This is a genomic window from Rothia sp. SCPM-O-B-18226 (M350), from assembly GCF_058213595.1.
Genome location: NZ_JBYQJS010000005.1, coordinates 91,420 through 104,188 on the forward strand (window position 1 = coordinate 91,420; position 12,769 = coordinate 104,188).

At 64.7% G+C, this 12,769-nt stretch carries 10 protein-coding genes; all 10 read left to right on the top strand.

Annotation, left to right across the window (positions count from 1 at the left end):
• The first annotated feature begins 60 nt into the window (after positions 1-60).
• The 10 genes from carA (at position 61) to whiA (ending at position 12,413) form a co-directional block, all read left to right on the top strand.
• Entirely contained in the window at positions 61-1,248 is a 1,188-nt protein-coding gene (carA, locus tag AC3E6W_RS08250; RefSeq protein ID WP_049346700.1) for a glutamine-hydrolyzing carbamoyl-phosphate synthase small subunit, read from the top strand.
• On the top strand, positions 1,249-4,575 hold the full coding sequence (gene carB / locus AC3E6W_RS08255; RefSeq protein ID WP_049343738.1) for a carbamoyl-phosphate synthase large subunit: 3,327 nt from the start codon (positions 1,249-1,251) through the stop codon (positions 4,573-4,575).
• On the top strand, positions 4,575-5,450 hold the full coding sequence (gene pyrF, locus AC3E6W_RS08260; protein ID WP_490652838.1) for an orotidine-5'-phosphate decarboxylase: 876 nt from the start codon (positions 4,575-4,577) through the stop codon (positions 5,448-5,450). Before carB ends, pyrF begins: the two co-directional genes overlap by 1 nt.
• Positions 5,451-5,895: 445 nt before the next feature.
• Positions 5,896-6,276 carry an integration host factor, actinobacterial type gene (gene mihF, locus AC3E6W_RS08265; RefSeq protein ID WP_049334257.1) on the top strand — a complete coding sequence of 127 codons (381 nt, stop codon included), beginning with the start codon at positions 5,896-5,898 and terminating at the stop codon, positions 6,274-6,276.
• Between the two features lie 45 nt (positions 6,277-6,321).
• Positions 6,322-6,879 carry a guanylate kinase gene (gene gmk, locus AC3E6W_RS08270; RefSeq protein ID WP_049334256.1) on the top strand — a complete coding sequence of 186 codons (558 nt, stop codon included), beginning with the start codon at positions 6,322-6,324 and terminating at the stop codon, positions 6,877-6,879.
• 212 nt (positions 6,880-7,091) lie between these two features.
• Entirely contained in the window at positions 7,092-7,550 is a 459-nt protein-coding gene (gene rpoZ, locus AC3E6W_RS08275) for a DNA-directed RNA polymerase subunit omega (RefSeq protein ID WP_490652839.1), read from the top strand.
• 38 nt (positions 7,551-7,588) lie between these two features.
• The gene (locus AC3E6W_RS08280; RefSeq protein WP_490652840.1) at positions 7,589-9,010 is read left to right on the top strand and encodes a bifunctional phosphopantothenoylcysteine decarboxylase/phosphopantothenate synthase; all 1,422 of its coding nucleotides are present in this window, start codon (positions 7,589-7,591) and stop codon (positions 9,008-9,010) included.
• A gap of 275 nt (positions 9,011-9,285) precedes the next feature.
• Complete coding sequence (rapZ, locus tag AC3E6W_RS08285; protein WP_049334253.1) at positions 9,286-10,197, top strand: RNase adapter RapZ; 912 nt, start codon at positions 9,286-9,288, stop codon at positions 10,195-10,197.
• 97 nt (positions 10,198-10,294) lie between these two features.
• Positions 10,295-11,347, top strand: a complete 1,053-nt coding sequence (locus tag AC3E6W_RS08290; protein ID WP_049334252.1) for a gluconeogenesis factor YvcK family protein — start codon at positions 10,295-10,297, stop codon at positions 11,345-11,347.
• 100 nt (positions 11,348-11,447) lie between these two features.
• Positions 11,448-12,413 (top strand): DNA-binding protein WhiA, encoded by a 966-nt coding sequence (whiA, locus tag AC3E6W_RS08295; protein WP_049334251.1) that lies wholly within the window; start codon positions 11,448-11,450, stop codon positions 12,411-12,413.
• Positions 12,414-12,769: the final 356 nt, after the last annotated feature.

Below are 12,769 nucleotides of genomic sequence, written 5' to 3' on the forward strand. Positions count from 1 at the left end.
CCGAGCGGCACTCACCGCAAGGCCCGCGGGGGAGAGCACCACAGAAAAGGAAAAGAGAGCATGACTGACATGACACGATCCGGTGCCCTGCGTACGGACCGCGCGCTACTCGTCCTCGAGGACGGCACCGTCTACCGCGGCTACGGCTACGGCGCAACCGGCGCATCCCTGGGCGAGGTAGTATTCTCCACCGGCATGACCGGCTACCAGGAGACCCTCACCGACCCCTCCTACGCGGGTCAGATTGTGGTTCAGACCGCTCCGCACATCGGCAACACCGGCGTGAACACCACCGACGCCGAGTCCCGCAAGATTTGGGTTGCCGGCTACGTGGTGCGTGACGCCGCCCGCGTCGCCTCCAACTGGCGTTCCGAGCGCACCCTCGACGAGGAGCTCATCGAGCAGGGCATCGTCGGTATTCAGGGCATCGACACCCGCGCCCTGACCCGCCGCCTGCGCTCGAGCGGTTCGATGCGTGCGGGCGTGTTCTCCGGCGAGCACGCCGAGCGCCCCGAGGCCGAGTTGCTGGAGGAGGTGCGCGCCTCCGAGCCCATGGCCGGCCGCAAGCTCGCCGACATCGTCTCGGTCGACACCGCCTACACCGTTGAGCCGCACCAGCACAACTGGTTCGCACCCCCGGTCGCGACCATCGTCGCCCTGGACCTGGGCATCAAGTCGATGACCCCGCAGCGTTTCGCTGAGCGCGGCGTGCGCGTGCACGTGCTGCCCGCCAACGCAACCCTCGAGGACATCTACTCCTACAACCCCGACGGCGTGTTCTTCTCCAACGGCCCCGGTGACCCCGCAACCGCCGACGAGCAGGTTGAGCTGCTGCAGGGCGTGCTGCGCAAGGGCACCCCGTTCTTCGGCATCTGCTTCGGTAACCAGCTGCTCGGCCGCGCCCTGGGCTTCGGCACCTACAAGCTGCTCTTCGGTCACCGCGGCATCAACCAGCCGGTCATGGACAAGACCACCGGCAAGGTTGAAATCACCGCCCAGAACCACGGCTTCGCTGTGGACGCCCCCATCGGCGAGTACGTCACCGCACCGAACGCAGAGTTCGGCGAGGTCATGGTCTCCCACGTCGGCCTGAACGACAACGTGGTGGAGGGCCTGACCTGTAAGGACATCCCGGCCTTCTCGGTTCAGTACCACCCCGAAGCCGCCGCGGGGCCGCACGACTCCGCCTACCTCTTTGACCGTTTCATTGACCTGATGGTCGCAACCAAGACTGCAAAGGAAGCCTAAATGCCTCGTCGTACCGACCTTAACAGCGTCCTCGTCATCGGTTCCGGCCCGATCGTCATCGGTCAGGCAGCGGAATTCGACTACTCCGGCACCCAGGCGTTGCGCGTGCTGAAGGAGGAGGGCGTGCGCGTCATCCTCGTGAACTCCAACCCGGCAACCATCATGACCGACCCTGAGTTCGCGGACGCCACCTACATTGAACCCATCACCCCCGAGGTGATCGAGAAGATTATCGCGAAGGAAAAGCCCGACGCCATCCTGCCGACCCTGGGCGGCCAGACCGCTCTGAACGCGGCCATCGAGCTGGGCGAGCGCGGCATCCTCGAGAAGTACAATGTCGAGCTGATTGGCGCGAACATTGACGCCATCAACCTCGGCGAGGACCGCGAGGCCTTCAAGGGCGTCGTGGAGCGTGCCGGTGGCGAGTCGGCCCGCTCGGTCATCGTCCACTCCATGCCGGAGGCCCTGGAGGCCGCCAAGGAGCTCGGCTACCCGATGGTGGTTCGCCCCTCATTCACCATGGGTGGTCTCGGCTCGGGCATGGCGTACAACGAGGAAGACCTCTACCGCATCGCCGGCGCCGGTATTCAGTACTCGCCCACCAGCGAGGTCCTGCTCGAGGAGTCCATCCTCGGCTGGAAGGAATATGAGCTGGAGATGATGCGTGACACCAACGACAACGTCGTGGTCGTCTGCTCCATCGAGAACTTCGACCCCGTGGGCGTGCACACCGGTGACTCCATCACCGTGGCCCCCGCGCTGACCCTGACCGACCGCGAGTTCCAGAAGCTGCGCGACATCGCAATTAACGTGATTCGCGAGGTCGGCGTGGACACCGGTGGTTGCAACATCCAGTTCGCTATCGACCCGAAGACCGGCCGCGTCATCGTCATTGAGATGAACCCGCGCGTGTCCCGTTCCTCGGCGCTCGCATCGAAGGCTACCGGCTTCCCGATCGCGAAGATTGCGACCAAGCTGTCGCTGGGCTACACCCTGGACGAGATTCCGAACGACATCACCCAGAAGACCCCGGCCTCCTTCGAGCCGACCCTGGACTACGTGGTCGTGAAGGTTCCGCGCTTCGCGTTTGAGAAGTTCCCGGCTGCCGACCCGACCCTGACCACCACCATGAAGAGCGTGGGCGAGGCCATGGCCCTGGGCCGTAACTTCACCGAGGCTCTGCAGAAGGCCATGCGTTCGCTCGAGCAGAAGGGCGCCTCCTTCTCGTTCAAGCCGCTGACCCTCTCCGAGGTGGAGCTGGCCGAGCTGATTGAGAAGACCAAGGTTCCCACCACCCAGCGTATCTACCAGGTTCAGCAGGCTCTGCTGGCCGGCGCAACCGTGGAGCAGTTGCACGAGGCTACCAAGATTGACCCGTGGTTCCTGGATCAGCTGGTGCTGCTGAATGAGGTTGCCGGCGTGGTTTACGAGAAGCGTGACCACCTGGATCCGGAGACCCTGAAGCTGGCCAAGCGCCACGGCTTCTCGGACGCACAGATTGCCGAGATTATCGGCTCCTCCGAGGACGTTGTGCGCGGTGTGCGCCACGCCCTGGGTATCCGCCCGGTCTTCAAGACTGTTGATACTTGTGCCGCCGAGTTTGAGGCGTTCACCCCGTACCACTACTCCTCCTACGACCTGGAGGACGAGGTTGCTCACCACGAGAAGCCCTCGATCATGATTCTGGGTTCGGGCCCGAACCGCATCGGCCAGGGTATCGAGTTCGACTACTCGTGCGTGCACGCCTCTATGGTGCTGCGTTCGCTCGGTTACGAGACCGTCATGGTCAACTGCAACCCCGAGACCGTTTCGACCGACTACGATATCTCGACCCGCCTGTACTTCGAGCCGCTGACCCTTGAGGACGTGCTCGAGATTGTTGAGTCGGAGCGTCGTACCGGCGGCCTGATGGGCGTGTTCGTGCAGCTCGGCGGCCAGACCCCGCTGAAGCTGGCTCGTGCCCTGAAGGATGCGGGCGTGCCGATTCTGGGCACCACCCCCGAGGCCATCGACCTGGCCGAGGACCGCGGCGAGTTCTCCCGCGTGCTGGAGGAGGGCGGCCTGATTTCGCCCAAGAACGGTACCGCGTTCACCTTCGAGGGCGCTAAGCGCATCGCCGACGAGATCGGTTACCCGGTTCTGGTTCGCCCCTCGTACGTGCTGGGCGGCCGCGGCATGGAAATCGTCTACGACGAGGCTAACCTGGCCCGCTACCTGGAGAACGCTACCGAGGTTTCGCCCTCCCAGCCGGCTCTGATTGACAAGTTCCTTGAGGATGCCATCGAGATTGACGTGGACGCCCTGTTCGACGGCGAGGAGCTGTACCTGGGCGGCGTCATGGAGCACATTGAGGAAGCCGGTATTCACTCCGGTGACTCCTCCTGCACCCTGCCCCCGATTACCCTCGGCCCGGACATCATCGCCAAGGTGAAGGACGCTACCGAGAAGATTGCTCGCGGCACCGGCGTGCGCGGCCTGATTAACATTCAGTTCGCCTACGTTTCCGAGAACCTGTACGTGATTGAGGCTAACCCGCGCGCATCCCGTACCGTTCCGTTCGTGTCGAAGGCTACCGGCGTGCAGCTGGCCAAGGCCGCCGTGCTGATTGGCCTGGGCAAGACCATTGCCGAGCTGAAGGCTGAGGGCTACCTGCCGCAGCACATGGACGGCGCATCCCTGCCGCAGGAGACCGCGATTGCTGTGAAGGCTGCGGTTCTGCCGTTCGCCCGCTTCCGCACCCCCGAGGGTGTGGTGGTCGATTCGCTGCTGAGCCCCGAGATGCGTTCGACCGGTGAGGTCATGGGCCTGGATCAGCACTTCGACACCGCGTTCGCGAAGGCTCAGGCCGGCGCAGGTTCGCCGATGCCGACCTCCGGTAAGGTGTTCATTTCGGTGGCCAACCACGACAAGCGTAACGTCATCATCTACGCGAAGATGCTGGAGTCCCTGGGCTTCGAGATCGTTTCGACCGGTGGTACCGCCGAGATTCTGCGCCGCAACGGCCTGAACTCGATTCTGGTGGCTTCGAAGTTTGCCGAGGCAAACGGCGACCACTCGATCGTGGACATGGTCCGCAACGGTGACATCGACCTGATTCTGAACACCCCCGCCGGTGGTGCCGCTCGTAGCGACGGCTACGAGATTCGTGCCGCCGCCGTGTCGGTCGGCTGCCCGGTGATGACCACCATCTCCGAGTTCGCCGCCGCCGTTCAGGCGATTACCGCTCTGCGCGAGCACAGCTGGGACATCATGAGCCTGCAGGAGCACGACGTCAAGCTGGCCGCCGCCGTGGACGCTCGCCTGGCTTCCGAGGGTGGCGAGGCGTGATGTCCGCTGCTTTTGGTGACCGCCTGGCGAAGGCGATGGCCGAGCGCGGCCCGCTGTGCGTGGGCATTGACCCGCACCCGAACCTGCTGGAGCAGTGGGGCCTGGAGGATTCCGCCGAGGGCCTGGCCGCCTTCACCGAGGCCGTGTACGAGGGTTGCGCGCCCTTCGCGGCCGCGCTGAAGCCGCAGGTGGCGCTGTTCGAGCGTCACGGCTCTGCCGGCCTGGCCGTGCTGGAGGCGCTGTTCGCCCGCGCCGCCGCCGACGGCGTGCTGATTGTGGCTGACGCGAAGCGCGGCGACATCGGCTCGACCATGAAGGCCTACGCGGATGCGTGGCTCGGCTCCACCTCGCCGCTGGGTACCGATTCGGTGACGCTGAGCCCGTACCTGGGTTTTGAGTCGCTGCGTCCGGCGCTGGATTTGGCCGCCCAGAACGACCGCGGCACCTTCGTGCTGGCGCTGACCTCGAACCCCGAGGGTAAGAGCGTGCAGCACGTGGGCGCGTCGGAGTCTGGTCATTCCGGCGAGTCTGGGGGCGCCGTGGCCAAGCGCATTATTGCCGCGGCTACCGCCGAGAACGCCTCCCGTCAGTGGGAGCAGATGGGTCCGTGCGGCCTGGTGGTCGGCGCGACCGTCGGTCAGGCGCTGGTTGACCTGGGCATTGACCTGGGCTCCTTCAACGGCCCGATTCTGTCGCCTGGTTACGGCGCGCAGGGTGCTTCGGCCGCTGACCTGTACCGCGTGTTCGCGGGTGTGGAGTCGCAGGTGCTGGTGAACTCCAGCCGCGGCGTGCTCTCTGCGGGCCCGTCGGTTGAGGCTCTGGCGCAGGCTGCTCAGGCTGCCCGCGACGACCTGCTGACTGCCCGCGGCGCATAGTCCGCGCTCAGCGTATAGCTAAGCCTAGAAAAGGGCGCGCACCCCGGTCGGTTCCTTCGGGAGCTCGGCCGGGGTGCGCGCCCTTTTTCTGCGCTCACCGCCGGACGGCCCGCTACGTGTGCCCCCGCGTGTGAGCGACCCGATTCTTGCTGGGCGGAGTGCCGTGGCGTTTTCAGGCCATTGCGGAGGGACTCGTGAGGGTAGGGGAGGGGCCGCGCATCCGGCAGTGTGACCAAACAGTATCGGTCCCGCCCGTGCGTGGCTTTTGATCGGGCGATGACTCCGCTATGCTAGGAAGAGTGCTTCCGGAATTTACGTGCTGACGTGCGTAGACGCATTGTTGGTGCGTGGGGAGCACCGCGAATGGAGCGGGGCCTCCCGAGACATTCGTGATACATTAGTTGATAAGTAAAATTCAATACTCGCAGAAATGGGGGACCCAACCATGCCGCTGACTCCGCTAACCGAGGATGCGCGCGCCTCCGCCCGCGAGAAGGCAGTACTTGCCCGAGCACACCGCCAGGAAATTAAGCGTGCACTGAGTGAACGTGAGCTTTCCGTACGTCAGGTTCTCGATATGGTCGATTCCGACCCTGCACTGGCTAAAATGCCGGTGGGGCAGATGCTGCGCGCACTTCCGGGCATTGGTGCCGTTCGAGCAGAACGCATCATTGAAGAACTTCATATTGCGCCGACCCGCCGTCTGGGTGGTCTTGGCGTTCACCAGCGTCGCAAGATGGTGGAGTACTTCAACCGTAATTCGCGGTATCTCAACCGCGCACGTCGCAGGACTGCTGCTCAGTCTTCTGAATCTTCTCAGTCCTAAAGTGTTTGCGCCCCGCGCGTGCGGCGGCGCATCTGGAAGGAAGCTATGTCTCAGCCGACTTTGACCGTTCTGGCCGGCCCCACCGCCGTTGGTAAGGGTACGGTGTGCCAGTACATTCGCGAGAACTATCCGAAGGTGTGGTTCTCGGTGTCCGCAACCACTCGCGATCCTCGCCCCGGTGAGGTCGACGGCGTTCACTACTACTTTGTCTCTATGGACGAGTTTGATCAGATGATTGCCGACGGCCAGATGCTGGAGTACGCGGTGGTGCACGGAAAGAACAAGTACGGCACCCCGCGCGCTAAGGTGCAGGAGGCTCTGGACGCCGGTCACCCGGTGATTCTGGAGATTGACCTGCAGGGCGCTCGCCAGATTCGTGAGACCATGCCTGACGCTCGCCTGATTTTCCTGGCCCCGCCGAGCTGGGATGAGCTGGTGTCGCGTCTGAAGGGCCGCGGTACCGAGAGTGAGCAGGAGCAGGCTCGCCGTCTGGAAACCGCGAAGGTTGAGCTGGCCGCCGAGAAGGAATTTGACGTGACGGTGGTGAACGACAGCGTGGAGCGTGCGGCTCGGGAAATTGCCGAGCTGATTGGCGCCGCGTAGGTCTCCCGCCGTGAGGGGCGGGTCACGCAAAAATAGCGTGACCCGCCCCTTTGCGTCTTCTCCACCATCCGGTACGTGCTTTTTGGCCGCCGAGAGGGTAGAATAGTTCTTTAGTTTTGACCGAGCCCTTCCCGCGCCCGCCCGAATCCGAGCGTGGGCACCCCGCGAAGGGCGTTCGGTACGTACATCCATCAAGATCTTTGGAGTTTTTAGTGGCAAACGAAATCAAGGAACACGAGGACTACAACTTCGTTGACGGCGTTACTCCCGAGGGCATCGTGAGCCCCAGCGCAGACTCGCTGATCGAGAAGGCAGAGTCCAAGTACGGCCTGGTGATTTTCGGTGCCCGCCGCGCCCGCCAGATCAACGCGTACTACGCTAACCTGCAGGATTCCAAGAACCCTCACATCGGCCCGCTGGTCGACGCTGACTCGACTGAGAAGTCCCTGTCGGTTGCTATGCGCGAAATCATTACCGACCGCGTTGAGGCTGAGCACAAGCCCGGCACCAAGTTCAACGAGGACGGTTACCCGATTGCTGAAGAGCCGAACGCTCTGATTGACTTCAGCGTCACCGAGTACCCCGACGCTATCGAGGAGGAGTACATTCCCGCCGGTAGCGACGAGGTCATCGCGATTGAAGAGATCATCCTCGACGACCACGCCGAGTAACGAGCCGACCGGCTAGTTTAAGGATTATCTGACGTACCATGCGCATTATCGTTGGTATGGGAGGGGGCATCGCCGCGTACAAGGCGGCGATGCTCCTTCGCCTTTTTGCGAAGAATGGTGACGAGGTTATCGCCATGCCCACCCCGAACGCGACCAAGTTCGTGGGGGTACCCACCCTGGAGGCGCTCAGCGGCAACCCCGTTTCGACCGACGTGTTCGAGCGCGTGCCCGAGGTGAACCACGTGCGCCAGGCCGAGCAGGCCGACGCCGTGGTGATTGCCCCGGCCACCGCTGACCTGCTGGCCCGCCTGGCTGCCGGCCGCGCGGACGATTTGTTGTCGGCGACCGTGCTGACCACGCACGCGCCCGTGATTCTGGCCCCGGCCATGCACACGCAGATGTGGGAGAACCCGGCGACCCGCGCGAACGTGCAGACCCTGCGTTCGTGGGGCTACCACGTGATTGAGCCGGCGATTGGCCGTCTGACGGGCCCGGACTCCGGCCCCGGCCGCATGCCCGAACCCGAGGACATCTTCCGTCTGGCGCAGGAGGTCATCGCGCGGTTCCCGAAGCGTTCTACGCACCCGGTGTACACGCCCGGCTACGCCCCGACCCAACCCCTGTACGCCGATACGGAGCAGGAGCGCGCGGCCGCCGCACGCATGGCGACCCTGGGCTCGGTGAGCATCGACGGTCATGGCGGCCCCGAGGCCGTCGAGAGCGCGGCCCGGGAGGTGCCCGCCGCATCCGGTCCGCTGGCCGGCCGCACCGTGGTGATTACCGCCGGCGGCACCCGCGAGCCCCTCGACCCCGTGCGCTACCTGGGTAACCGCTCGACCGGCAAGCAGGGCGTGGCCCTGGCCGAGGCGGCCCGCGACCTGGGCGCGCACGTGCACCTGATCGCCGCGAACATTGAGGTGCCCGCCCCCGAGGGTGTGCGGGTGACCCGCGTTGAGCGCGCCCTGGAGCTGCGCGAGGTCGTCCTGGAGGCGAGCGCATCCGCGGACGTTCTGGTGATGTCCGCTGCGGTGGCCGATTTCAGGCCCGCCGAGTTCGCCGAGTTCAAGATTAAGAAGAGCGCCGATTCCGAGGATGCGCCGGTCATCAACCTGGTGCGCAACCCCGATATCCTGCGTGAGGTTGTGGTGCGTCGCGCTCAGGCTCGGGAGGCCGGTCAGACCTGCATGGGCCCGCAGATTATTGTGGGTTTCGCCGCGGAGACCGGCTCGGCAGAAAAGACCCCGCTGGAGCTGGGCCGCGAGAAGATGCAGCGCAAGGGCGCCGACTTCCTGGCCGTGAACACGGTGGGCGTGAACCTGGGCTTCGGTACGGACGATAACACGATTACCCTGCTCTCTGCGCTGACCGATGAGGAGCCGGTGCTGATCGGCTCGAAGAAGGACGTTTCGGTGCGCCTGCTGGAGTACGTGAGCGGCTTCTTCGGCCCGGACTGCTCCTAGCCCGTGGCCGTTCCCGCGGCAGACGCATCCGAGCAGATTCGTGGCGCTCTCCCCAACGTTTTCATAACATTTTTACGGCGCTTTTCACGAGCGGAACATTCGACCCGTCGCATTCTTTGCGGCGGGTCGTTTCGCGTTAACGCTCGGGGGAGATGGGGGGAGGGGCGACTCTTTTTTGTCATGTCCTGAAATATGTGAGCACGGGCCCGGACCGTCTAATCAAGGTCTTGTATCATGGCTTATAGAGTAGTTCGCGTCAAAGGGGAAGAGACACCATGGCAGACAATCAGCACCATGCCGCCGCACATTCCGTCCAGAGCGATGAGCGCCCGCAGATTCTGGTGATTACCGGCATCTCCGGTGCGGGCCGTAGCACCGTCGCTAACGTGCTCGAGGACGAGGGCTGGTACGTTATCGATAACATCCCTCCGCAGATGCTCGGTTCCCTGGCCGAGCTGGTGACCCGCGACGGCGCTCGCGTGCCGAAGGTGGCTCTCGGTATTGACGTGCGCGCCCGCGCGCTGTTCTCTGATTTGCCGGCCGCCATCGAGACGTTGCGCAAGTCCGATATTGACTTCTCCATGCTCTTCCTGGATGCCAAGGACGAGACCATCATCGCCCGTTACGAGGCTCAGCGCCGCCCGCACCCGCTGCAGGGTGAGGGCCGCGTGCTCGACGGCATCCGCGCCGAGCGCACCCTCTTCGAAGGCCTGCGCCTGGCCTCGGACCGCACGATTGATACGACCGGCATGAACGTTCACGAGCTGGCCCGCACCGTGCGCGAGATGTTCGCCGAGGGTGCGGACAAGAAGCTGAACCTGACCGTCATGAGCTTCGGCTTCAAGTACGGTGCGCCTTCGGACGCCAACTACATGGCCGACATGCGCTTTATTCCGAACCCGCACTGGGTACCCGAACTGCGCCCGCTGACCGGCCAGGACGCCCCCGTGCGCGACTACGTGCTGGAGCACGCCGGCACCGAGGAGTTCATCAGCAACTACCTGGCCGCCCTGCGTCCCGTGCTGGAGGGTTACCGCCGCGAGGGTAAGTACTACGCCACCATCGCGATTGGTTGCACCGGTGGTAAGCACCGCTCGGTGGCCGTGACCGAGGAGCTGGCCCGCCGCCTCTCCGCCTTCCCCGATGTCAACGTGAACGTGCAGCACCGCGACAAGGGCCGCGAATAGCCCCGCAGTACTGACCGGCAACCCATAATCAGCTACCGGTCGCCCTTCGCGCACCGAGCGGAGGGCCGGCCGCTTCCGGGTATGTGAGATACAGACTATGAACACTCATTCAACCAGTTATGACACTCAGGGGATTCCCCGCCTACCCGCGCTCCCGACCCAGGCTCTGCGTCTGCTGAAGACCACGCACCGTTCACCGAAGGTGACGGCCATGGGCGGCGGGCACGGCCTGTACGGATCACTTTCGGCTCTGCGCCACGTGACCCCCGACCTGACGGCCGTGGTAACCGTGGCGGACGACGGCGGCTCCTCGGGTCGCCTGCGTGAGGAGATGGGTATTCTTCCTCCCGGAGATTTGCGCATGGCGCTCTCGGCGCTCTGCGACGACACCGATTGGGGCCGCACCTGGCGCGACGTCATGCAGCACCGTTTCGCCGCGCCCGAAGGCTACGAGGGGGAGTTTCCCCTGGACTACCACGCGCTCGGTAATCTGCTTATTGCGACGCTCTGGCAGCTGCTGGACGACCCGGTGGCCGGCCTGGACTGGGCGGGCGCCCTGCTGAACGCCCGCGGCCGCGTGCTCCCCATGGCGCTGGACCCCATGGTGATTTACGGTACCGTGCTGCGCGAGCACTCCGGTGGCGGAATCGAGCGGGTCAAGGTTGTGGGGCAGGTGAACCTCTCCAAGGAGGAGCGCGTGCACGATATTGGCCTGTCCCCGGAGCACGCGCGTCCCTGCCCGGAGGCGCTCTCCGCTATTGAGGAATCCGACTGGATTGTGCTCGGCCCCGGCTCGTGGCGCACCTCGGTTCTGCCGCACCTGCTGTTGGACGCCCAGCGCGAGGCGATTATTCGCACGGAGGCGCGCCGATGCGTGGTCATGAACCTCTCCGACGACAAGGAGACCGTGGGGTTCACCCCGGCAACCCACCTGGAGCTTCTGCGTCAGTACGCGTCCAAGCTGCACCTGGACGCCGTGATTGCCGACGCCGACATGCAGACCGACCACCGCGCGGGACTCGAGCGCGAGGCCGCCTCGATGGGTGCGAAGGTCGTGTGGGCGCACCTGCGTTCGAGCACCCGGCCGGATGTGCACGATCCGCTGAAGCTCGCCTCCGCGTACAACGAAACCTTCGAGCTGAGCGCTTAGAGGTTTTCTTCGCCCGCTCAGGAAGCGGCGCACCGAACTTTACCAGACTGAACTTTTCCGGCCACCCGTGCCGACTACCCGCCCAGAAGGACACCAACCTATGGCATTGACCACCCTCGTCAAAGACGAACTCGCCAGCTATGACGCGCCGAAAATCTCTGCCCGCAAGGCCGAGATTTCAACGATTCTGCGCTTCACCGGCGGTCTGCACATTGTCTCGGGGCGAATCGTGGTGGAATCTGAGGTAGATCACGAGCCCACCGCCCACCGCATGCGCCGCATTATCTCTGAGATTTACGGTCACGACTCCGAGCTCACCAGCGTCACCGGTGGCGGCCTGCGCCGCGGTGGCCGCTACGTGGTGCGCGTGGATCAGGGCGGCGAGGCCCTGGCCCGTCAGACCGGTCTGCTGGATGTGCGCGGTCGCCCCGTGCGCGGCCTGCCGCCGGCCGTGGTCAACGGTTCCCTGCAGGATGCGGAGGCCGTCATGCGCGGCGCATTCCTGGCGCACGGCTCCCTGACCGAGCCGGGCCGTTCCTCCGCACTGGAGTTTACCTGCCCCGGCCCCGAGGCCGCCCTGGCTCTCGTGGGTGCCGCCCGTCGCCTCGACATCATTGCGAAGGCCCGCGAGGTGCGCGGTACCGACCGCGTGGTGGTGCGCGACGGCGAGACCATTGCGCAACTGCTCGAGCGCATGGGCGCGACCGGCACCCTCACCACCTGGCGTGAGGCCCGCACCCGCAAGGAGGTGCGCGCGACCGCCAACCGACTGGCCAACTTTGATGACGCTAACCTGCGCCGTAGCGCCCAGGCCGCCGTGGCGGCCAGCGCCCGCGTGGAGCGCGCCCTCGAAATTCTGGGCGATCAGGCCCCCGAACACCTGCGTTACGCGGGGGAGCTACGCGTGGTGAACAAGCACGCCTCTCTGGACGAGTTGGGTCGCCTGGCCGAGCCGCCCATGACGAAGGACGCGATTGCGGGCCGTATTCGCCGCCTGCTGGTCATGGCCGATAAGCGCGCCGCCGAGCTGGGTATTCCCGGTACCGAGCTGCCGCGCGAGGACTAGGGCGTCGCGGGCTGCGGCCGCGAGCGGGTAGAGCCGCCGGACGATTTCACGGGTGTTGAACTATTTTGTGGGCGCCGGGGCCAGCGTGGATACCGGGTAATTGCCTGACCGGGTAATTGCCTGGGAGCGCCGTAACGGAAACCGTGCTCTCACGGGGGCTCCCGTGGATATCCAGGAACTCGTGTGGGCTCCGAACTATTTTGTGGCTGCGGAAGGTTTTACGAACGCCGAAAACCCGCGACTTAGCCGTTATGTTTTGGCCCCCGTGTTACGTGTGCACGCCGTGCATATTTGAATAAAAGGGTAGATTTTTTCAAAAAGAAGCCTGTGGATAGCGCCTTTTCCCGCCGGGGAAG